Here is a 21,521-nt window from a genome sequence, read left to right on the forward strand (position 1 = left end):
ACGCGCGGCTGCCGGGCTCAGGTCGGCTTGATCAGGCAGGCCCAGATGAACTTGCAGTCTGCCTCGTAGTGGACCCCGTGGTCTGCGGTGAGATCAGCGATCACGTAGAGGCCGTAGCCGCCTTGCCCTGCGGGGCGTTCCCTGGCCGGTGTCGGTGGTCGCTCCGGAGCACCGTCGCTGACGATGACGATCCACCGGCCCTCGTCGTCACCGATGTGCAGGCGGGAGGGTGGTGACCCGTGGCGCAACGCGTTGGACGTCAGTTCGTCGATGACCAGGACGGCCCGCTCGACGGCGTCCTCGGCCGCGGCGTCCACGCCCTCGGCCGGCCCTGGGTCCAGCGACGAGAGCAGGAACGCCGTGACCTGCCTGCGCACCCTGCTCAGGTCGCGGAGCGAAGCCAGTTGCAGGGAGAGGCGGGTGTCCGCTCCGGCCGGGACGGGGCTGTCCTCTCGCCAGGAGGCCAGCGCCTCGGCGTACTCGGCCGGAGTCTGCGTGGGGCCGCTCACGGTTCCCTCCTGTGCTGGCGCGGGACGGTGCCCCGGTGCAGCCGGACGGCGACCAGCGCGACGTCGTCCGCGGGGCGGTCGTCGACCAGCTGCCCGAGCAGCTGGTCGCACAGCTCGTCGAGCGGCAGGTGCGCCAGTTCACCGGCCAGGCGGTGGAGTCGGCACACCCCGGTGTCGATGTCGCTGCCGGGACGTTCGACCAGGCCGTCGGTGTACAGCAGCACCGTGGCTCCGGGCGGGAGCTCGACGACGACCTGGCTGCGGGAGCTGGCGCGGTCGACGCCCAGCATGAGGCGGCCCGAGGTCTCGGGCACGTCGATCAGCGCACCGGTGGCGTCCAGGACCATCGGCCTCGGGTGCCCGGCGCTGGCCCAGCACAGCCGGGCGACCCCGCGGGTGACCTCCTCCGCGGTCTGCTCCAGCCGCCCCAACCCGACGGTGGCGTACGTGTGCAGGCCGAGCTGCGCGACCGCGGCGTCCAGGGAGTCGAGCACCTGCGCCGGTCCCGCCTCGCCGGTGAGCGCGATCCCGCGGAGCAGGCTGCGCAGCTGTCCCATGGTCGCCGCGGCAGTGATGTCGTGGCCGACGACGTCACCGATGACCAGGTCCACCGCCCCGTCGGCCTGCAGGAAGGCGTCGTACCAGTCCCCGCCCACCTGTCCGGCATCGGTGGCCGGCAGGTAGCGGACCGCGACCTGGCAGTGGTCGGGCAGGACGGGCTCGCTGAGCATGCTGCGCTGGAGCTCTTCGGCGAGCTGGCGGCTGCGCTCCGCCGAGCGTCGCTCGACGGCCAGTCGCTGCAGCCGGTCCAGGGCCTGCGCACACTGGGACGCGAAGGCACGTACCAGCTCGACCTCCTCGGGTGAGGCGGTCCGCTCCACCGCGCGGCCGGCGGCCAGCGACCCCAGCAACCGGCCGGCGGAGGACAGCGGGACGGTGGTCCAGGACCGAGGCCCGGTGACCTCCAACGCCTGCCGCACGTCGAGCGGCCAGGCGCTGGCGTCGGCCAGGTCCGCGTGGGACACGGGCTCACCGGTGCGGGCCACCTCTGCGGCGGGCAGCCGGCTGTCCAGGTCGATCGAGGCGAACCGCAGCTGCGCCCCCGCACCCAGTGACGGCATCAGCATGAGGTGGACGACGTCGTGCTCGTCGTCGCGCAACGCGATCGCGCCGCTGTCCGCGCCGATCGCGGCCAGGCCCGCGCCGGTCAGGGAGCCGGTGACCTCCTCGACCGTCTCCGCGCTCGCCAGCCGGAGCACCACCTGCGCCATCGCGGTCAGCCGGCTGGTCGCCGCCTCCCGTGCCGCCAGCGCCGCCTGCAGCTCCTGCGTGCGGGCGAACAGGTCCGCCTCCAGCCCGTCGAGCCGGGCCCAGCTGCCGTCCTCCCTGCCTTCGCTGATCCGTTCCCGTTCGGCGAGGTACTCCGAGACGTCCTCCACCCGCTGGAGCACCAGACGGGTCTGGCCGGCCGCGTCCAGGACCGGTGCACTGATCAACGACCAGGCGCGCGGAACCGGGCGCCCTGTGCTCCGGTCGACCACGTGGTACCGGAACAGCGGCATGTGGTCGGGGACGCCGTTGTCCCGGGCGCGCTCGAACGAGGTCTGCAGCGGGTTGACGCCGTCGGCGTCCAGCGTGTCCGGGGCCGGGGGGAACGCGTCGAAGACGTAGCGGCCGATCAGCTCCTCGCGGGTGCGGCCCAGCAGCGTCAGGTACGCCGGATTCGCCTCCACGATGACCAGGTCGGTGTCCATGACCAGGTACGCGGTGGGGAGCGCGGTGAAGATCGCGGCGAAGTCCTCAGCCGTGACGCGATCTCGGTCACTCGCGCCCGAACCCATCTGTCCCCCCACCGAACGCAGTCTCCGGGAAGGGTGCAGCACCTGCGCCCGGCTGGACGATCCATCATGAGGCATCTGCCTCCCCCGGGCGGCCGGCCACCCCCCGGAGGTGGTCCGCGGGGCGTGGTCGAGGGCCCTCCGCCGGTGCGACCGACCGTCTCCCGGACGGTCGGTGTCAGTGGATCTCCCCGGCCGGCGCGGCGCGGGGCCCGACGACCGGGACCGGCCGCGGCCGGTTCGCCCGACGGCGGATCAGCCACTCGGCGACGCCCAGGTTGAGCAGCCAGCCGGCGCCCATGGCCAGGGCCTCGGCGGTCGGCCCCGGCTCGCCGGCGACGAGGAACACGGCGGCGGCGGTGAACACCTGCGTCCCCGCGCCGACGCCGAGGGCGTAGCTGCGCAACATCCAGGCCCGGTGCCGCGGGACGTCCCGGCGCAGGACGGCGGCGATGCCGAGCCCGAGGGCGGCGGCCATCCCGATCCCCGCCGCGGCACGGAAGGCGGTCAGCAGCCCGGCGTCGGCCTCGGTGATCGTCAGCGTCAGCCACAGCCCGGTGAGCGCGGTGGCGAGGCCGGCGGGGGCCGCCAGTCGTCCCGTCGTGCGGTGCCAGCGGGGCCGCGGACCGCGGGTGCCGGGGACGAACTGGACGGCGCCGACGACGGTGAAGAGGAGCGCGCTGACGATGTGCAGCACCAGGGGTGTCGGCGTGGCCGCGGAGTGCGGCGCCTCGGGCAGGACCGCCGCTCCGCCGGAGAGCTCGACGAGGCGGGCGCCGCCGGCGGCGAGCGGCACCAGGGCCAGGGCGATGAGCCCGGCGGGGACCAGCCACTGCCGCCGCGGGCGGGGTGTCGTACGGACTGCTGTCGTCATGCACCGGATCGTCGTGACCGCGGGGCCCGCGGTCATCGCCGGAAGGACCGGTTCCGGCGTCGTACTTCCGGTGGATGGCCCGGGCGGGCTACCGGCCCGGGGCGCGTGGCGGGACGCGGTGCGTCTCGTGGGCCCAGATGGCGATCTCCACGCGGTTCCGTACGCCGAGCTTGGCCATGAGGCTGCCGACGTGCGTCTTCACCGTGCTCAGCGTGATGTGCAGCTCGCGGGCGATCTGGTCGTTCGACCGGCCTCGCGCGACGGCGGAGAGGACCTCCTCCTCACGGTCGGTGAGCCGGTCGAGGGGCTGAGCCGGGGGCGGGGCGGGCCCGGACCCGGCGAAGGCGTCGAGCAGCCGGCCGGTCACGCTGGGCGCGATCAGGGCGTCGCCCCGGGCGGCGGCGTGCACCGCCTGGGCGAGCAGGTCCGGGCCGGCGTCCTTGAGCAGGAAGCCCCGGGCCCCGGCACGCAGCGCGGCGTACACGTGCTCGTCCAGGTCGAAGGTGGTGATCACCACGACGGGGACCGGGTCGGCGACGTCCGGCCCGGCGAGCCGGCGGGTGGCCTCCAGTCCGTCCGTGCCGGGCATGCGGATGTCGAGCAGGCAGACGTCGGGACGCACCCGCCGGGCCAGCTCGACGGCCGCCTCGCCGTCCGCGGCCTCGCCCACGACCTCGATCCCGGGCTGGGCGTCGAGGATCATCCGCAGCCCGGTGCGCACGATCTCCTGGTCGTCCGCGACCACCACCCGCACGGTCATGCCGGTCCCCGGCGGGGGAGCGTCGCGGCGACCGTCCAGCCGCGCTCGGGCCCCGGCCCGGCCTCGAAGGTGCCGCCGAGCAGGTGGACCCGCTCGGCCATGCCACGGAGGCCGAAGCCGGTCCCGCCGGCGTGGGCGGGGCCGCCCTCGCCGTCGTCGTCGACCCGCAGGCGCACCCACGCACCGTCGACGACCACCCGCACGTCGACCCTGGTGGCGCACCGGGCGTGCCGCCGGGCGTTGGTGATCGACTCCTGCGCCAGTCGGTGGACCGCCGTCGCCACCGACGGGGAGACACCGGTGACCTCGCCGACGACCTGCACTGCGACGTCCGGCCCGTCGGGACCGCGCCAGGCCAGCGCCTGCAGGTCCGGGAGCCCGGGGGTCGGCGACAGCGTCGCGGGCTCGTCGTGGCGCAGCACGCGGACCATGCTGCGCATCTCGGTGAGCGTGCGCGCCGCCTCCGCCTCGATCAACCGCAGCGCCTCGGTGGCGGCATCCGGACGCGCGGCCGACGTGGCCAGCCCGGCCTGGGCGCGGATCGCGATGGCCGACACGTGGTGCGCCACGGTGTCGTGCAGGTCGCGGGCCAGGTCCTCCCGCTCCCGCGCGGCGACCTGGTCGAGCTCGCGGGCCCGGGCCCGGGCCCGGTAGCGGGCGGCCGCGCCCAGGGCGAGGGACGACAGCAGGACCGCCGCGCCGCCGAGGGCGTCACCGGGCGACGCCGAGCCCACGACCGCCGAGGAGGCGGCGCTCCCCAGGAGGACCACCAGCCCGTCGAGCGCCTCACGCCCCGAGCCCCACCGCAGCAGGGCGTAGGGCAGGACCAGCGTGACCGCGGCGGAGTACAGGCCCTCGTCGTCACCGGTCAGGACGGCGAGGAGGTGGAGGCACCCGAGGACGACGGCGAGGACGAGGAGCGGCCGCGCCCGGCGCCACGCCAGGAGCGGGACGAGCGCGCAGAGGACGGCGACCTGCAGCCAGCGGAACGGCAGGTCGGGCCGCAGGACGCCTTCGAGCACGGCCGAGGACGCCGCCAGGGCCACCAGCACCCAGTCCGGCCAGGCCCGGTCGGGTGGGTCCGGGGGTCTGGGCTCGTTCCAGAGCGAGCTCAGCGGCGCGTGCACCGGCTCACCGTACGAGTCCGGAGGCCGTGCGGTGATCAGCCGGAAGTACGAGACCAGCGACCTGATCGGGCCGCCGGTGGGGTGGACGACGGACCCCGGTCGCAGGTGAGCGAGCCCCCCGGCTCCGCGGAGCGTCAGGTCGTGTCTGATGGTCCCTGTGTCCGCCGGCCAGCGCCCCCCGGGAGCCTGGCCTCGCCGGGGGGTGCGCGCCCGGCGGTCGACGTGGGTGCGGCTGACCGTGCTGGTGCTCCTGGTCGTGCTCGCCGTGGTCGTCGCGGTCGTCGTCGGGGTGCCGGACGCGCAGCAGGTGCGGGCCGATGTCGCCGCGGTGGGGCCGGCCGCTCCTGTCCTCTTCGTCCTCGTCTATGCGGTGGCCAGCCTCGCCCCGGTGCCCAAGAACGTGTTCAGCGTGGCGGCCGGCCTGCTCTTCGGCTTCGTCGAGGGCACCGGCATCGTCCTGCTGGCCGCGCTGTCGGGAGCCCTCGCCGCGTTCGCGCTGGGTCGTGCGCTCGGTCGGGAGGCGGTCGAACGGATGACCGGCGGCCGGGTGGCCCGGGTCGATGCGCTCCTCGGCCGGCACGGGCTGCTGGCCGTGCTGGGCGTGCGGCTGGTGCCGGTGCTGCCCTTCACCGCGATCAACTACGCGGCCGGGCTGACCGCCGTCCGTCTCCGCGACTACGTCCTCGGCACCGCGGTGGGCATCGTCCCGGGCACCGTCGCCCACGTCGCCCTCGGCGCGTACGGGACGTCCCCGGGGTCGTGGCCGTTCGTGGTCGCCGTCCTGGTCCTGGTCGCCCTGACCGCAGGTGGCGCGGCCGTGGCCCACCGCCGGCGCCGCCGCACCAGGACGCCGGAGCCCGATGGCCCCGGACCCGCCGGCAGCTGAGGGCGAAGCTGCCGCGATGCCCTCGAACGTGCCCGTGAACGGCGGTGGGCCCACGTGCGGGCGCAGGCCGGCATGGTCGGGCCCGGGAGCCGGCCGGTGCAACGGACGAGGCCCTGGTCAGCGAGCTGACCAGGGCCTCGGGTGGGGTGAGTGACGGGACTTGAACCCGCGACATCCAGGATCACAACCTGGCGCTCTACCAGCTGAGCTACACCCACCATGTACACCGGGCGGCTGGCGAGAGCCGGCCCGGTGGACGAGCACACGATACCGGAGGCGCTCAGCTCTCCGACGAGGCCGGGGTCGGGGCCGGCTCGGCGTCGTCGGCGCCGGCCGCCAGCAGCGGCGCGAAGGCCGTCACGACGTCGGTGGCCGCCGCCTGGGCCTGGTCGCTGCTGGGGCCGGGCTCCGGCACGAAGAGGGTCTGCCGGTAGTAGGCCAGCTCCCGGATCGACTCCAGGATGTCAGCCAGCGCCCGATGGGCCAGGCCCTTGGGCGGCTGGGCGAAGTAGACCCGGGGGAACCAGCGCCGGGACAGCTCCTTGATCGAGGAGACGTCGATCATCCGGTAGTGCAGGTGGTCGTCGAGCTCGGGCATGTCCCGCGCCAGGAAGCCACGGTCGGTGCCGATCGAGTTGCCGCACAGCGGCGCGGTGCGGCGTTCGGGCACGAACCGCTTCACGTAGGCGAGCACGAGGGCCTGGGCCTCCTCGAGGCTGACCGTCGAGGCGCGCACCTCCTCGGTGAGCCCGGACTTGGCGTGCATCTCGGTGACCACGTCGGCCATCCCGGCCAGGTCGGCGTCCTCGGCGTGGATGATCACGTCCAGGCCGGGGTCGAGCACGTTGAGCTGGGAGTCGGTCACCACCACCGCGACCTCGATGAGCTTGTCGCCGACCAGGTCGAGCCCGGTCATCTCACAGTCGATCCAGACCAGGTTGTTCGCTGCGCTGTCCACCACGGCCGCGACCCTACGCACCGCTGCGGCAGCCCACCGGCCACACCCGCCCCAGGGCTCGCGGCCCGCTGTGGGGACGGGCCTTCCGGGCCTCTCGCGTGGCTACAGTCCGGGCTCCTGCACCGACCTCGCGGAGCCGCTCGTGTCCTCCAGCACCTCCCGCACGTCGCCGTCCCGGCCGTCGGTGCCCGCACCGGCCTCCCCGGGCGACGCGTTCCGGCACCCGGTCGCGCTCCTCCGCTGGCTCTGGCAGGACCACATGACCCCGGGCCGTCCCGGCCGGCCCACCAGCCCGGACGAGCTGCGCTGGATCTACCTGACCTGGCTGGGTGCCTTCGCGCTGAAGATGCTCGGCTCCTCCTGGGACGTCTCCTGGCACTTCAAGTGGCTGCGCGACGACCTGGCCCCGCCGCACCTGCTCAACTCGGCCGGCACCGCCCTCGTCGTCGCCCTCGTGGTCTTCCACAGCTACAGCGGCCGCGGCGTCGACCGGCGTGCGCTGCGGCTCATGCAGGCCGGCATCGGCACCTTCCTGGTCGCCATCCCGATCGACGTCGTCAACCACCGCGTCAACGGGCTGGACATCACCAGCTGGAGCCCCAGTCACGCGCTGCTCTACCTGGGGACGGCGATCATGCTCGCCGGCGCCATCCGGGGCTGGTGGCTCTACGCAGCGCCCGGCCGGCTGCGCGACCTGGTGTCGCTGGGGCTGTGGCTGTTCTTCCTGGAGAACGTGATGTTCCCCAACCAGCACCAGGAGCACGGCGTGCTGTCCCTGGCCGCCTACCGGGCCGGCCGGACCACCGCCGAACCGCAGCTGCTGGACTTCGCCGCCGCGCAGGGGCAGACGCCCGTCCAGTTCATGCTGCCCGTCCCTGCCTGGGTGCATCCCGCCTGGCTGGTCTGCGCCGGGCTGCTCGCCCTGGTGATGGCCCGCCGGGCCGTCGGCCTGCGCTGGACGGCGACCGTCCTGGCCGGGGCCTACCTCGTCTACCGGGCGGTGACCGGGCTGCTGCTGGACGCCACCGGCTTCCCGCCCTCGGTCCTGCCGCTGATGCTGCTCGCCGGTGCGGTCCTCGTCGACCTGGCCGTGCTCGCCCGGGTGCCGGGCTGGCTGGCCGGCCTGGCCGTCGCCGGAGGAGCGGCCGTCGGGGCCTTCGTCCAGTCCGCGCTCGACGTGATCCCGCCGTGGGACTGGTCGGCGCTGCCGATGGTGGCGGTCGGCCTGGCCGTGCTGTGGGGTGGGCTGGACCTGGTCACCCGGAGCCGCCGGTTCGCCCGGTGGCAGGCGCCGGTGGAGCTGGGTGGTCCGGCGGTCGGGGACACGCCGGTCGGCGCAACGGCGGGCGGCGCGTCCTCGCGCTGAGCCCGGAACGGGCCCGGCGATGACGTAACGTCGAACCGGTCCGCCGCCCAGTCGCCGCGGCGCCCACCGCGGTCGCTCCCGTCCTGCCGCCCCCACGCTGCCTGCCCCTGGAGAGTCCGTGCTGATCCTCACGCCGACGCCGCTGCAGACAGCGGCCGAGCGTGCGTTCTTCGCCGAACTCGCGGGCTGGGACACCGGCAGCGGCGTCCGGGGGGCCGTCATGGCCTCGCTCCCGGTCACCGAGGGCCCGATGCAGCGCCGGCAGTCCGACGCGGTGCTCTTCGTGCCCGAGGGCGTCGCCGTCGTCCGGGTCGTCGAGGTGGAGCGCCAGTCCGGTGTCGTCACCGCCGCCCCCGAGGGCGCCTGGACGATCGGGCCCGGCGACGGGCCCGGTGAGGTGCTCCAGCTGGCCGGTGGGGGGTCCAACCCGCTCGACGGTCTGATGCGGTCGGGGATGCACGCCGCGGTGACCCTGCGCAAGGCCGGGATCGAGCCCGGGCGGATCGCCCGGCTGACCGTGCTCACCGGGTCGGTGACCGGGCTGCTGCCGGCCGACGGCGACCTGGGCGAGGGTGACCAGGTCGCCCTCCTGGAGCCCGGCTCGCTGCAGTTCGGCGTGGCCCGCGCGGCCCGGCACGCGGGTACGGACAACCCACGACTGTGGACGACGGCCGACGTCCGGGCCGGCATCGAGGCCCTCGGCATGGCGGGCCGGATCCCCACGGTCGAGGAGCTCAACGGCGAGGGCTTCCCCTACTCGCCCTACGTGCTGCGCCGCCCGGACCTGCTGACCCCTGCCGCGCTCAACGCAGCACCCCGCCGGACCACCGCCGCGGCACCGGCACCCGCGCCGCAGTCCAGGCGCGCCGGCGGCGAGGGTGGGCCGCTGGTCGACCCGGCGGCCGCTGCCCGGATCGCCGCCGCCGCGGTGCATGCGCAGGAGGCCGCCGAGCGGAGGGACGACGCGTCCGCCTCCGCCGCCGTCCCCGCCGCGGAGGCGGCACCGGTCCCCGACGCACCCCGGTCACCGGCCCGCCCCGGCGACACCATGGCCCTGGTCCACGAGCCGGGCGGCCGCCCAGCCGAGGACACCGGCGGCCTGGGCGGGCTCTTCGGCACCCCCGAGGCCGGCGCGGGACCTGCTGAACAGCGGCCGCGCGAGCTGCCACCGGAGCTCCGTCCCCGTCCGCAGGCCGGCCCCCTCCACCCGGCGTCGGGCAGCACCGCGTCGACCGCCGGGGGCAGCTCGTCCCGCCGCCGCCAGCTCCTGCTCGTCGCGGCGGCGCTGGCGGTGGTGGCGCTGCTCACCGTCGTCGGTGTCCTGGCGCTCACCGACGACGACGGCGATGCGGGGACGACGACCGCGGGTGCGACCGCCGGCGCTGCGCCCACCACGTCGGCGCCCCCGGGCCCCGTCCTCGGCTCCACCGCGGTCGTCAACGGCACCACGTTCACGCTGCAGGCGGCCGAGGAGCACGGGACCTGCAACGGGCACGCCTACGACGCCGTCGCCGGGTTCTTCGCCAACGGCGACTGCACCGACCTGGACCGGGCGCTGTGGTCGGCAGAGGTCGACGGCCTGCCCGTGGTCGTCTCCGTGGCCCGGGTGACCATGCCCGACCCGGCCAGCGCCCAGGCGCTCCGGTCGCTGGCCGACACCGACGGCAGCGGCAACGTCAGCGACCTGCTGCGCGAGGGGGTGCGGTACGACGGGGCACCCGAGCGGCTGTCCAGCGCCCAGTACGCCAGCAGCCAGCAGGGCGCCACGGTCACCATCGTGGAGACCTCGTGGGCCGGGGCCCAGGCGGGCGCCACCTCGGGCCTGGACGCCCTGGCCAGCGCCGGGCTCTCGCTCCCCGGCGAGGGCGTCACCAACTGAGGCAGCGCCGTCAGCTGATGGCGGCGGCCATGGCCATGCCGGCCAGCAGCCCGGCCATCGCCGGGCGGGTGACCCGGCCCGCGCTGTGCGGCGTGGAGTTGATCAGCCCGAACAGCGCGTGCGCCCGGGCCCGGCAGGCCGCGGTCGAGGCCGCGGGGTGGACCCGGGCGAGCACGGCGACCCACTCCTCGACGTAGCGCCGCTGCAGCTGTCGCACCTGGCGGGCGTCCCGGTCGGTCAGCGCGCCCAGGTCCCGGTCCTGCACCGTGATCAGCGCGGGGTTGTCCAGGGCGAAGTCGACCTGGAACTCGACCAGGGCGCGCAGCTGGTCGACCGGTGAGGCGCCGGCTGCCGCGATCCGCTCGGTGCCGCCGGCCAGCAGTCGCTCACTGATCCGCAGCAGCATCTCCGCCAGCATGGCGTCCTTGCTGGCGAAGTGCCGGTAGATCGCCGGGCCGGTCACGCCGACGGCGGCACCGACGTCGTCGACGCCGACCGAGCGCGAGCCGCGCTCGGCGAACAGCTGGGCGGCCGCGCGCAGGATCTGCTCCCGGCGGGACGGGTTCGCCGCGTCGCTGTGCAGGGCGCTGTCCTGCTGGGACGTCACGGCGTGAGGTTAATGGCCGTTCACCCTGGACCGGAACTGTGAACCGTGGTTAACCTCACTCCCGTGGACGCACCGGTGCTGCCCAGTGCCCCGTCGGCCGACCCGGCGGCGGCCGCCAACGCCGCGCACCACGCCGGCCTGGCCGCCGCGCTGGCCGCCCAGCTGGCCCGGGTGGCGCTCGGCGGGGGCGAGCGGGCCCGGCAACGGCACACCGACCGCGGCAAGCTGCTGCCCCGCGAGCGCGTCGACGCGCTGCTGGACCCGGGGAGCCCGTTCCTGGAGCTGTCGCCGCTGGCCGCGCACGGCTTGTACGACGACGAGGCGCCGGCCGCCGGGATCATCACAGGGGTCGGCCGGGTGGCCGGGCGCGAGGTCGTCGTCGTCGCCAACGACGCCACCGTCAAGGGCGGCACCTACTACCCGATGACGGTGAAGAAGCACCTGCGGGCGCAGGAGGTGGCGAAGGAGAACCGGCTGCCCTGCGTCTACCTGGTCGACTCCGGCGGGGCCTTCCTGCCCCTGCAGGACGAGGTCTTCCCCGACCGCGAGCACTTCGGCCGGATCTTCTTCAACCAGGCGAACCTGTCCAAGGCGGGGATCCCGCAGATCGCCGCCGTCCTCGGCTCGTGCACCGCCGGCGGTGCCTACGTGCCGGCGATGAGCGACGAGGCGGTCATCGTCCGCGGCCAGGGCACGATCTTCCTGGGCGGCCCGCCGCTGGTGAAGGCCGCGACGGGGGAGGAGGTCAGCGCCGAGGACCTCGGCGGCGGCGACCTGCACTCCCGGGTCAGCGGCGTCACCGACCACCTCGCCGAGGACGACGCGCACGCGCTGCAGATCGTCCGGCAGATCATCGGCACCCTGGGCCCGCGCGAGCCCCGGCCCTGGGACGTCGAACCGGTCGAGGAGCCCGTCCACCCGGCGGAGTCCCTCTACGACGTCGTCCCGGTCGACACCCGCACGCCCTACGACGTCCGCGAGGTGATCGCCCGGCTGGTCGACGGCAGCCGGTTCGCCGAATTCAAGCCGCTGTACGGGTCGACCCTGGTCACCGGCTTCGCCCGGCTGCACGGGCACCCGGTGGGGATCATCGCCAACAACGGCGTGCTGTTCGCCGAGTCGGCGCTCAAGGGGGCGCACTTCATCGAGCTCTGCGACCGGCGGAAGACCCCGCTGCTGTTCCTGCAGAACATCTCCGGCTTCATGGTCGGCCGCGACTACGAGGCCGGCGGCATCGCCAAGCACGGCGCGAAGATGGTCACCGCCGTGGCCTGCGCGCGGGTGCCCAAGCTGACCGTCGTCATCGGCGGCTCGTTCGGCGCCGGCAACTACTCGATGTGCGGCCGGGCGTACTCGCCGCGGTTCTTGTTCACCTGGCCCAACGCCCGCATCTCGGTGATGGGCGGGGAACAGGCGGCCAGCGTGCTGGCGCAGGTGCGCCGCGACCGGCTCGGGGACGACTGGAGTGCGGCGGACGAGGAGGCGTTCAAGGCGCCGATCCGCGCCCGGTACGAGGAGCAGGGCCACCCGTACCACGCCACGGCCCGGCTCTGGGACGACGGCGTGATCGACCCCGCCCAGACCCGCACCGTGCTCGGGCTCGCGCTCTCCGCGTGCGCCAACGCCCCCCTCGAGGAGGTCGGCTATGGCGTCTTCCGCATGTGAGCGGTCAACTCCGTCCCACCAAAATGGCCATTGTGGTGGGACGGGAGCGGGGTCAGCCGGCGGCGCCGGCGATGGCGGGGGCCGTCGGGTCGGCGCCCTCGGGCTTGGTCTCGCGGAGCACGTAGTCCTCGATCTGCTCCACGTCGTGGGCCGAGCGACGGACGACGGCGAGCAGGTCGCTCATCTTGCTGACCTCCTCGACCTGCTCCTTGATGAACCACTGCATGAACTGGTCGGAGGCGAAGTCGTTGTGCTGCCGGGCGACCGCGGTGAGCTGGTTGATCTGCTCGGTGACCCGCTTCTCCTGCGCCAGGGCGAGGGCGACCGGCGCGACGACGTCGGCGAACTCGGTGATCGGGGCGGCGATGCCGGGGATCTTCACCGGGGCGTCCGCGTCGAGCAGGTAGCGCACCATCATCATCGCGTGGTCGCGCTCCTCGCCGGCCTGGTCGAAGAAGAGCTGCGCGGTCTGCGGCATGGTCAGCTCGTCGAAGTAGATGGCGCAGGCCACGTACTGCTGGTGGGCGGCGAACTCGTGGCCGATCTGGGCGTTGAGCAGGTCGATGAAGGCATCGGCGGCCATCGGGACTCCTGTAGGTCGCAAGGTGACGTCGCTGGAACGGTATCGGGCGACACGCCGCACCCGTGGACGGGTCGGGAAGGCCTGGCTAACCTCACCGCGTGGGGAAGCCGGCGAAGATGCCCAAGAAGAAGTGCTGCGTCGACAAGCCACGGTGTGGCCGGTGCCCGCTGCGTGCGCTCGCCGAGGGCACCCTCCCGCCTGGCTACACGGTCAAGAAGCGCCGGCTGGTCAAGGTCGGCGCCGACCTCTCGAAGGGCACCCGCAAGGCGGCCTGACCCCTCTCCGGGCAGAAATGGCCATTTCTGCCCTCGTGGGGGGTGGTGAGCCGTGTTCGAGACCGTCCTGGTCGCCAACCGCGGTGAGATCGCCGTCCGGGTCATCCGGACACTGCGGGCGATGGGCATCCGCTCGGTCGCGGTGCACAGCGAGGCCGACGCCGGCGCGCTGCACACCCGGCTCGCCGACGTCGCCGTGCCGATCGGTCCCGCTCCGGCCGCGCTGAGCTACCTGTCGATCGACCGGGTGCTGGACGCCGCCCGCCGCACCGGCGCGCAGGCCGTCCACCCCGGCTACGGGTTCCTGTCCGAGAACGTCGAGTTCGCCCGGGCCTGCGAGAAGGCCGGGATCGTCTTCATCGGCCCGCCGGTCGCCGCCATCGAGGCGATGGGCGACAAGATCCGGGCCAAGCAGACCGTGTCCGCGGCCGGCGTCCCGGTCGTGCCCGGCCGCACCGAACCGGGGATGGACGACGCCGCGGTCGCCCGGGCCGCGGTCGAGGTGGGCTTCCCGGTGCTGCTCAAGCCCAGCGCCGGCGGCGGCGGCAAGGGCATGCGGGTGGTGCGCGACCCGGCCGAGCTGGCCGAGCAGATCGCCGGTGCCCGCCGCGAGGCCCGCAGCTCCTTCGGCGACGACACGCTGCTGGTCGAGCGGTACCTCGGCCACTCCCGGCACATCGAGGTGCAGGTCTTCGGCGACACCCACGGCACCGTGGTCCACCTGGGCGAGCGGGAGTGCAGCCTGCAGCGACGGCACCAGAAGGTGATCGAGGAGGCGCCGTCCCCGCTGCTGTCGGAGGACCAACGGCAGGCGATGGGCGCGGCGGCGGTGGAGGCGGCCCGGGCGGTCGGCTACACCGGCGCCGGCACGGTCGAGTTCATCGTGGACGCCGACTCCCCGCAGGACTTCTTCTTCCTGGAGATGAACACCCGGCTGCAGGTCGAGCACCCGGTCACCGAGTGCGTCACCGGGCTGGACCTGGTGGAGCTGCAGCTGCGGGTGGCGGCCGGCGAGCGGCTGCCGATCGGGCAGGACGACGTCCGGCTGACCGGCCACGCCATCGAGGCGCGGGTCTACGCCGAGGACCCGGCGCGGGGGTTCCTGCCGCAGGCCGGGGAGGTCGTCGGGCTGGTCGAGCCGACCGGCGCCGGCATCCGGGTGGACAGCTCGCTGCGGGTCGGCGGCGTCGTCGGCACCGACTACGACCCCATGCTGGCCAAGGTGGTCGCCTGGGGCCCGGACCGGGAGACCGCCCGCGCGCGGCTGGTCACCGCCCTCGGTGACACCGCCGTCCTGGGCGTGGCCACCAACACTGGCTTCCTGCGCGACCTGCTGACCGACCCCGACGTCGTCGCCGGCCGGCTGGACACCGGGCTGATCGAGCGCCGCGGCGAGGCGCTGACCGGGGCCCGCCCGACCCCGCCGCACGTCCACGCGGCGGCCGCGCTCGCGCTGCTGGCGGAGGGCGAGCCGCGCGGCGTGGTGGTCGACCCGTGGGCGGACACCTCCGGGTGGCGGCTCGGCGAGCCGGCCTGGACGGTCCGCCGGCTGCAGGCACCTGGCGCGGACCCGGTGACGGTCCGGGTGCGCGGCCGCAGCACGGCCGCGCAGGTACGGGTGGGGGAGGGCGAGCCGATGGCCGCCCGGGTCGCCCGGGACGGCGACCAGCTCAGCGTGACCCTGGACGACGTCACCACCCGCTACACGGTGGTGCACGCCGGGGGAACCGTCTGGCTCGCCGGCGACGGGCACACGGTCGGGCTGCGCGAGCACGAGCGGCTGGCGACGGCCGGGACGGCGGCCGGGTCCGACGGCGCGGTGTCCGCACCGATGCCCGGCACGGTCACGGTCGTACAGGTGTCCCTCGGGGACCAGGTGGAGGCGGGCACCCCGCTGCTGGTCGTCGAGGCGATGAAGATGGAGCACGTGCTGACCGCCCCCCTCGCGGGGACGGTCACCGAGCTCCCGGTGACGGCCGGCCAGTCGGTCCGGCTCGACGAGCGGGTGGCCGTGGTGACCCCACCGGCGCCCGGCGAGGAGGAGTGACCGTGCTGGACTACCGGCTCGACGAGGAGACCGAGGCGCTGCGGAAGGTGGTCCGCGAGTTCGCCGTGGAGGTCGTCGCACCGCAGATCGGCGGGTTCTACGAACGCGACGAGTTCCCCACCGACATCGTGCGGCAGATGGGCGAGCTGGGGCTGTTCGGCCTGCCGTTCCCCGAGGAGTACGGCGGTTCGGGCGGTGACTACTTCACCCTGTGCGTGGCGCTGGAGGAGCTGGCCCGCGTGGACAGCTCGGTGGCGATCACCCTGGAGGCCGGGGTGTCGCTGGGCGCCATGCCGATCTTCCGGTTCGGCACCGAGGAGCAGAAGCAGCAGTGGCTGCCCCGGCTGTGCGCCGGGGAGGCGCTCGGCGCCTTCGGGCTGACCGAGGCCGGTGGCGGATCGGACGCCGGGGCCACGAAGACCACCGCCCGGCTCGAGGACGGCGAGTGGGTGATCAACGGCTCGAAGGCGTTCATCACCAACTCCGGCACCGAGATCACCGACCTGGTCATCGTCACCGCGGTCACCGGCACGAAGCCTGACGGCGGCAAGGAGATCTCCGCGATCATCGTGCCGTCGGGCACCCCGGGCCTCGCCGTCGGCAAGCGGTACGCGAAGGTCGGCTGGAATGCCTCGGACACCCGCGAGCTCTCCTTCAGCGACTGCCGGGTGCCCGCGGAGAACCTGGTGGGCGAGCAGGGGCGGGGGTACGCCCAGTTCCTCTCGATCCTGGACGAGGGCCGGATCGCGATCTCCGCGCTGGCCGTCGGGCTGGCCCAGGGGTGCGTCGACGAGTCGGTGAAGTACGCCGGGGAGCGCGAGGCGTTCGGGCAGCCGATCGGCCGCAACCAGGCGGTGCAGTTCATGATCGCCGACATGGAGGTGCGAGCCTCGACCGCGCGGCTGGCCTACTACCGGGCGGCGGAGAAGATGCTGCGCGGCGAGCCGTTCAAGCGGGAGGCCTCGATCGCCAAGCTGTACAGCTCGGAGATGGCGATGGAGAACGCCCGCTACGCCACCCAGGTGCACGGCGGGTACGGGTTCATGACCGAGTTCCCGGTCGGCCGGTTCTACCGCGACGCCAAGATCCTGGAGATCGGCGAGGGGACGTCCGAGGTGCAGCGGATGCTCATCGCCCGCTCCCTCGGCCTCGGCTGAGTAGTACAGTTTCTCGTACCACTTGCCGATGGAGGTCTCGTGTCCGTCACCGCCAGCGAAGCCCGCCAACGACTGTTCCCGCTCATCGAAGAGGTGAACGACGACCAGGTCGCGGTGGAGATCGTGTCGAAGAAGGGGACGGCGTTTCTCGTCTCCGCTGATGAGTACCACTCGTTGAAGGAGACGGTGCACCTCCTCCAGTCGCCGGAGAACGCGCGGCGCCTCCGGGAGAGCCTCGCCGAGGCGGCCGCCGGCCGAGTGGAGCCGCACGAGCTCATCCCGTGAGGATCGTCTTCACCACCCACGGATGGGAGGACCACACCAGCTGGGCGGGAGACCGGAAGGTGCTCATCCGCATCAACCGCCTCCTCTACGAGGCCACGCGAGATCCCGGCGCGGGGGCGGGCAAGCCCGAACGGCTCCGGGGAGATCTCTCCGGGTGCTGGTCGCGCCGGATCGATCAGCAGCACCGGCTCGTGTACACCGTTCAGGGCGAGGACCTCGTCGTCCTGCAGGCTCGCTATCACTACTGACCCCGTGCGCCTGGACTGAGGGCATCACCGTTCCGGTACGTCCCGGGGCGGGAAGTTGATCTAGATGCTTCACGTCCGGCTGGTGCGGCGTACACAGCGCGGACACCAGCCGGCCACAGCCGCTCGACAGCGTGCCTGGGGGCAGTGGGACCACCCACCGCCCCCAGCACCGTCGAAGGGCACCTCCCATGCACCTGCTCAGATCACGGCCCGCACCCCGCGGTGCCGCCCCCACCCGGAGGACGTGCCTGCAGGCCGTCGCCGGCGTCGGGGTGGCGGCCACGGTCGCCGGTCTCGCCACTGCCGGTGGCCTGGTCACCGCCGGCCCGGCGGCGGCCGCACCCGCCGATGCCGTTCCCGGGGCGGCTGCGGCCACCGAGCCGGCCTCCCGCTTCACCCTCGCCGTCCTGCCGGACACGCAGTTCTACTCCCGCTACGCCGAGTCGGAGTTCGAGCGGCCCGACCGGTACGGCGACGGCAACAACCCCTTCGCCGTCCAGACCGAGTGGCTGGCCGAGCACGCCGACGAGCTGCGCATCCCGTTCGTCACCCACCTCGGCGACGTCGTCGACCAGGTCAACACCGAGGGCGAGTGGCGCACCGCCGACGCCGCCATGCAGACGCTGGAGGACGCCGACCTGCCGTACTCGGTGCTGGCCGGCAACCACGACGTCCGGAACTCGGCGAGCAACCGGTTCGACGACCAGTACGACCTCGCCGCCGAGCCCTTCCTGCGCTGGTTCGGCCCGGACCGGGCCGCGGAGCAGTCCACCTACGGCGGCAGCGACCCGACGGGGATGAACCAGTACCACGTGTTCGAGGCCGAGGGTCAGCAGTTCATGGTGCTGGCGCTGTCCTGGCGGGCCTCGGACGCCACCCTGCGCTGGGCCGACGAGGTCATGGCCCAGCACCCGACCGTGCCGGTCATCCTGACCTCGCACGACGTCATCGGCATCCAGGACGACGGCGTCTCCCCGCAGGAGACCGGGTACGGCCTGCGGCTGTGGGACCAGCTCATCAAGGGCAACGACCAGATCTTCATGACGCTGAACGGCCACTTCCACGGCGCGACGCAGCTGGTCAAGCAGAACGACGCCGGGCACGCGGTGACCCAGGTGCTGATGGACTACCAGATGGCCTACGAGGGCGGGAACGGCTACCTCGGGTTGTTCGAGTTCGACCTCACCAACGACACGATCTCGGTGCAGACCGGCTCGCCGTGGGTGGTCGCCAAGCCGCAGGAGAAGCTCACCTCCTACGACCAGGCGTTCCTGGAGGGCCCGGGCCAGCAGTTCACCGTGGACATCGACTTCCAGCAGCGGTTCGGCGGCTTCAACCCCGCGTTCACCGCGGGCTCCGCGGACGAGCCGTCGCTCACCCAGGCGGCCCGCGACATCCTGCTCGACGGCTTCGTCGCCCCGGAACCGGTGACCACGTCGCTGCCCGGCTCCACGGCCGACTACCCGATCGTGGAGGGCACCCTCGCCCACTGGCGGATGAACGGGCGCCACGGCGTGGTCGCTCAGGGCGGGGTCATCCGCGACGTCGCCGGCAACAACCGGAACAACCTGATGCGCGTCCCGATCGCACAGTCCGGCTCGCCGACGGCCCAGCTCGGTGACGTGCGCTTCACCGACGACGCCAACCCGTTCTCCTCCGACGGGGCGGCCGTCTGCTTCGCCAACTCGAGCAAGCAGACCGACCGGTACAGCTACCTGACGACCCGGTCGGACGCCCCGGTCAACACCGCTGCCCTGGCCGACGGGTACACGATCGAGACGTTCCTGAAGATCGACGAGAGCTGGACCCAGAGCGACAACGCCTGGATGAAGGCGATCGTCCGGTCGGGCAACCGCTCGGAGATCGGCGTGCCGCGCACCCGCTGGGACTGGACGGCGTCCCCGGTGGCCCTCGGCCTGTCGAACCTGAAGGAGTTCCAGTGGACCGAGGTGCCGATCGACACCGCCAAGGGTGACCGCACCGCGTGGTCGGGCGAGATCATGGTCGACACCTGGGTGCACGTCGCGGTCGTCAACGACCCGGCGACAGCCACCACGACCATGTACGTCGACGGTGCGCCGGTGCTGCGGAACGCCTCGAACACCGTGGGCCACGGCCTGGACGGCGCGATGCCGTGGCTGTTCGGTGCCGACTGGGTCGACGACCAGGCCACCAACGGCTGGAACGGCTGCATCGGGGAGACCCGGGTCGTCGACCACCCGATCGGCCAGGACGAGTGGCTGACCGCGCGGGTGGACCTCGACGGGCTGACCGTCACCACCCCGGCGCCGGACGCGACCCTGTCGCGGACGGTCACGGCCAGCGGCACCGGCACGCCCGGGGCGACCGTCACGGTGGAGGCGAACATCGACCGCACGGTCACCGTCGGCGCGGACGGCGTCTGGCGGGCGAACCTCGGGACGCTGCGCCCGGGCACGCACGAGCTGGTCGCCCGGCAGTCCATGGGCGACCGGTCGGCCGATCCGGTGACCGTCTCCTTCACCGTCGCCGGCCGGTGACCCCCCGGCGGCCGGCTCGCTCCCGGGCCGGCCGCTGAACACCGCGGGGGGTGCGGACCGTGGTCCGCACCCCCCGCTGTCGTCCTGCCCCCGGCTCAGCCGACCGGAGCCGGGCGCCGGCCGCGCTGCACGGCCAGCACCCCGACCACCGCCACGACCACGCCGATCACCGGTGGGATGCCCCAGCCGGCCTCGTTGCTCGCCCAGGCGGCGAGCGAGGCCACCACGTAGACGGCCAGGTTGCGCCACTCGACGCCGGGCAGCAGCGCCGTCGCCCCGGTCATCCCACCCCGCCACCGGGCCAGGAAGTCACCGATCACCACGCCGCCGAGCGGAGGGACGAGGATGCCCAGCCAGACCAGGTAGTCGATGAGGTTGTCGTAGATGCCGGTGACGGCCAGCAGTGTGCCCAGCACGACGCCGCCGACCACGAACGGCTTCTTCGACTGCGAGTTCGCGATCTCAGCGCCGGCGACGCCGAAGTTGTAGGCCGTGTTGTCGTTGGTCGTCCAGAGGTTCGCCACCAGGAAGACCAGCCCCCAGCCGACCAGGCCGAGCTGGTAGAGCACCAGCACGAAGTCGCCCTCGCCGAACGCCACGGCGCCGACCGCCCCGAAGCCGAGCATCAGCAGCTGGCCGACGAGGAAGGCGATCAGGCAGGCCCAGAAGCCCGCCGACGGGGTGCGCGCGAAGCGGGTCCAGTTCGGCGCCTGGGTGCCCCCGGAGGCGAAGGTGCCGACGACGATCGTCACCGCCACGGCGACGGTCATCGTCTCGGTCGGCACGATCGCGGTGAGCCCGCTCCAGCCGCCCACCTCCTCCAGCGACCGCCAGGTCACCCAGCCGGCCAGCACGAGCAGCAGCGGCACCGAGACCAGCGACAGGGCGTACATGCCCTTGTAGCCGAAGTAGGCCGTCGCGCCCATCACCGCGCCGCCGACCAGCATCAGCGCCACCTCCGGCCCGCGCCCCTCCCAGCCGAGGGCACTGGCGGTGAGCTGGGCGAGGGTGGCGACGGTGACCCCGTACCAGCCGACCTGGGTGCCGCCGAGCAGCAGCGAGGCGAGCTTCGCCCCCCGCGTGCCGAGCGTGTAGCGGCACATCATCACCGTGGTCAGCCCGGTGCGGGCACCGATCCCGCCGATGACGGCCACGTAGCCGCCCAGGACGGCGCTGCCCAGCAGCAGCACCCAGATCAGGCTGGTGGCCGGGAAGGCCGCCCCGATCTGCGCGCCGGCCAGCATCGTCGGGGTGAAGAAGGTGAACCCGAGCAGCACGACGGACAGCGAGAACAGTGACCGGCGCGCGGACGTCGGTACCGGGTCGATCGGGTAGTCCGGGTCGACGGCGTCGGGCGGGGACTCCGCCCGGCGGCTGGTGCTGGCGCTCATCGGGCCGCCTCCGCGGCGGCGGTGTCCTCGCCGATGTCCTCGTTCCACAGCGCCGGTTGGGCGGCGATGAAGTCGGTCATCAGGTCGATGCAGCCCGGGTCGTCGAGGACGACGACCTCCACGCCGTGCTCGGCGAGCCAGTCGTGCCCACCGGAGAAGGTGTGGGCCTCACCGACGACGAGCCGGGTGATGCCGAACTGGCGCACCAGCCCGCTGCAGTACCAGCAGGGGGACAGCGTGGTCACCATCGTGGTGCCGCGATAGGAGGGCCGGCGGCCGGCCGCCCGGAACGCCGCCGTCTCGGCGTGGACGGACGGGTCGCCGTCCTGCACCCGTCGGTTGTGGCCGCGGCCCCACACCTCGCCGTCCGGGCCGATCAGCGCCGCACCGATCGGCACCCCGCCGGTGGCCAGCCCGGCTCGGGCCTCCTCCAGCGCCACCGCCAGCCAGGCGCGGTCCTGGTCCTGCTCGTGCTGCGTGGGGGTCATCTGCGTGGTCCTCCTCGTGGTGCCGGCGCCGCGCGGTGGCGGGCTCGGCACGAGGGTCG

General features: G+C 73.8%; 20 protein-coding genes and 1 tRNA gene. 10 read left to right on the forward strand and 11 right to left on the reverse strand.

Annotated features, from left to right (window positions below; genetic code table 11):
* Window positions 1-17: 17 nt before the first annotated feature.
* From O2V61_RS05640 to O2V61_RS05660, 5 genes are all read right to left on the reverse strand, one after another.
* Window positions 18-509 carry an ATP-binding protein gene (locus O2V61_RS05640; RefSeq protein WP_269182336.1) on the reverse strand — a complete coding sequence of 164 codons (492 nt, stop codon included), beginning with the start codon at window positions 507-509 and terminating at the stop codon, window positions 18-20.
* Entirely contained in the window at window positions 506-2,362 is a 1,857-nt protein-coding gene (locus tag O2V61_RS05645) for a SpoIIE family protein phosphatase (protein WP_269182337.1), read from the reverse strand. The genes O2V61_RS05640 and O2V61_RS05645 overlap by 4 nt, the downstream gene beginning before the upstream one ends.
* Before the next feature lie 163 nt (window positions 2,363-2,525).
* On the reverse strand, window positions 2,526-3,221 hold the full coding sequence (locus O2V61_RS05650; protein ID WP_269182338.1) for a DUF2306 domain-containing protein: 696 nt from the start codon (window positions 3,219-3,221) through the stop codon (window positions 2,526-2,528).
* An 88-nt stretch (window positions 3,222-3,309) separates the two neighbouring features.
* Entirely contained in the window at window positions 3,310-3,981 is a 672-nt protein-coding gene (locus O2V61_RS05655; RefSeq protein ID WP_269182339.1) for a response regulator, read from the reverse strand.
* Window positions 3,978-5,108, reverse strand: a complete 1,131-nt coding sequence (locus O2V61_RS05660) for a sensor histidine kinase (RefSeq protein ID WP_269182340.1) — start codon at window positions 5,106-5,108, stop codon at window positions 3,978-3,980. Before O2V61_RS05660 ends, O2V61_RS05655 begins: the two co-directional genes overlap by 4 nt.
* Before the next feature lie 226 nt (window positions 5,109-5,334).
* On the opposite strand from O2V61_RS05660, the gene O2V61_RS05665 reads away from it, so the two are divergent.
* Window positions 5,335-5,994, forward strand: a complete 660-nt coding sequence (locus O2V61_RS05665) for a TVP38/TMEM64 family protein (protein WP_269182341.1) — start codon at window positions 5,335-5,337, stop codon at window positions 5,992-5,994.
* Window positions 5,995-6,136: 142 nt separating this feature from the next.
* On the opposite strand, the gene O2V61_RS05670 is transcribed toward O2V61_RS05665, so the two are convergent.
* Together O2V61_RS05670 and orn are read right to left on the reverse strand one after the other, a co-directional pair.
* Window positions 6,137-6,212 (reverse strand) — tRNA-His (locus tag O2V61_RS05670).
* A gap of 62 nt (window positions 6,213-6,274) precedes the next feature.
* Window positions 6,275-6,955, reverse strand: coding sequence for an oligoribonuclease (gene orn / locus O2V61_RS05675; RefSeq protein WP_269182342.1), 681 nt, complete (start codon window positions 6,953-6,955; stop codon window positions 6,275-6,277).
* A gap of 139 nt (window positions 6,956-7,094) precedes the next feature.
* Here orn and O2V61_RS05680 point away from each other — a divergent pair, with 139 nt between their 5' ends.
* Window positions 7,095-8,318, forward strand: coding sequence for a hypothetical protein (locus O2V61_RS05680; RefSeq protein ID WP_269182343.1), 1,224 nt, complete (start codon window positions 7,095-7,097; stop codon window positions 8,316-8,318).
* Window positions 8,319-8,436: 118 nt separating this feature from the next.
* Window positions 8,437-10,197 (forward strand): hypothetical protein, encoded by a 1,761-nt coding sequence (locus O2V61_RS05685; RefSeq protein ID WP_269182344.1) that lies wholly within the window; start codon window positions 8,437-8,439, stop codon window positions 10,195-10,197.
* 10 nt (window positions 10,198-10,207) lie between these two features.
* Here O2V61_RS05685 and O2V61_RS05690 read toward each other — a convergent pair whose 3' ends face one another.
* Window positions 10,208-10,804, reverse strand: a complete 597-nt coding sequence (locus tag O2V61_RS05690) for an SACE_7040 family transcriptional regulator (protein ID WP_269182345.1) — start codon at window positions 10,802-10,804, stop codon at window positions 10,208-10,210.
* 63 nt (window positions 10,805-10,867) lie between these two features.
* Here O2V61_RS05690 and O2V61_RS05695 point away from each other — a divergent pair, with 63 nt between their 5' ends.
* Window positions 10,868-12,469: a carboxyl transferase domain-containing protein gene (locus O2V61_RS05695; RefSeq protein ID WP_269182346.1), complete on the forward strand. Its 1,602-nt coding sequence runs from the start codon at window positions 10,868-10,870 to the stop codon at window positions 12,467-12,469.
* A 52-nt stretch (window positions 12,470-12,521) separates the two neighbouring features.
* Here the strand turns inward: O2V61_RS05695 and O2V61_RS05700 are convergent, their stop codons facing one another.
* Window positions 12,522-13,052, reverse strand: coding sequence for a ferritin (locus tag O2V61_RS05700; RefSeq protein ID WP_269182347.1), 531 nt, complete (start codon window positions 13,050-13,052; stop codon window positions 12,522-12,524).
* A 98-nt stretch (window positions 13,053-13,150) separates the two neighbouring features.
* On the opposite strand from O2V61_RS05700, the gene O2V61_RS05705 reads away from it, so the two are divergent.
* From O2V61_RS05705 to O2V61_RS05730, 6 genes are all read left to right on the forward strand, one after another.
* Window positions 13,151-13,327, forward strand: coding sequence for a hypothetical protein (locus O2V61_RS05705; RefSeq protein WP_269182348.1), 177 nt, complete (start codon window positions 13,151-13,153; stop codon window positions 13,325-13,327).
* 52 nt (window positions 13,328-13,379) lie between these two features.
* Window positions 13,380-15,374 carry an ATP-binding protein gene (locus O2V61_RS05710; protein ID WP_269182349.1) on the forward strand — a complete coding sequence of 665 codons (1,995 nt, stop codon included), beginning with the start codon at window positions 13,380-13,382 and terminating at the stop codon, window positions 15,372-15,374.
* Window positions 15,371-16,531, forward strand: coding sequence for an acyl-CoA dehydrogenase family protein (locus O2V61_RS05715; RefSeq protein WP_269182350.1), 1,161 nt, complete (start codon window positions 15,371-15,373; stop codon window positions 16,529-16,531). Before O2V61_RS05710 ends, O2V61_RS05715 begins: the two co-directional genes overlap by 4 nt.
* Before the next feature lie 39 nt (window positions 16,532-16,570).
* Window positions 16,571-16,816, forward strand: coding sequence for a type II toxin-antitoxin system Phd/YefM family antitoxin (locus tag O2V61_RS05720; protein WP_269182351.1), 246 nt, complete (start codon window positions 16,571-16,573; stop codon window positions 16,814-16,816).
* Complete coding sequence (locus O2V61_RS05725) at window positions 16,813-17,064, forward strand: Txe/YoeB family addiction module toxin (RefSeq protein ID WP_269182352.1); 252 nt, start codon at window positions 16,813-16,815, stop codon at window positions 17,062-17,064. The genes O2V61_RS05720 and O2V61_RS05725 overlap by 4 nt, the downstream gene beginning before the upstream one ends.
* 188 nt (window positions 17,065-17,252) lie before the next feature.
* Window positions 17,253-19,583 carry a LamG-like jellyroll fold domain-containing protein gene (locus tag O2V61_RS05730; protein ID WP_269182353.1) on the forward strand — a complete coding sequence of 777 codons (2,331 nt, stop codon included), beginning with the start codon at window positions 17,253-17,255 and terminating at the stop codon, window positions 19,581-19,583.
* 95 nt (window positions 19,584-19,678) lie between these two features.
* Here the strand turns inward: O2V61_RS05730 and codB are convergent, their stop codons facing one another.
* Both codB and O2V61_RS05740 read right to left on the reverse strand, forming a co-directional pair.
* On the reverse strand, window positions 19,679-20,974 hold the full coding sequence (gene codB, locus O2V61_RS05735; protein WP_269182354.1) for a cytosine permease: 1,296 nt from the start codon (window positions 20,972-20,974) through the stop codon (window positions 19,679-19,681).
* On the reverse strand, window positions 20,971-21,462 hold the full coding sequence (locus tag O2V61_RS05740) for a nucleoside deaminase (RefSeq protein WP_269182355.1): 492 nt from the start codon (window positions 21,460-21,462) through the stop codon (window positions 20,971-20,973). Before O2V61_RS05740 ends, codB begins: the two co-directional genes overlap by 4 nt.
* Between the last annotated feature and the right edge of the window lie 59 nt (window positions 21,463-21,521).

The organism is Modestobacter sp. VKM Ac-2985, from assembly GCF_026967925.1.
Taxonomy (GTDB): Bacteria; Actinomycetota; Actinomycetes; order Mycobacteriales; family Geodermatophilaceae; genus Modestobacter.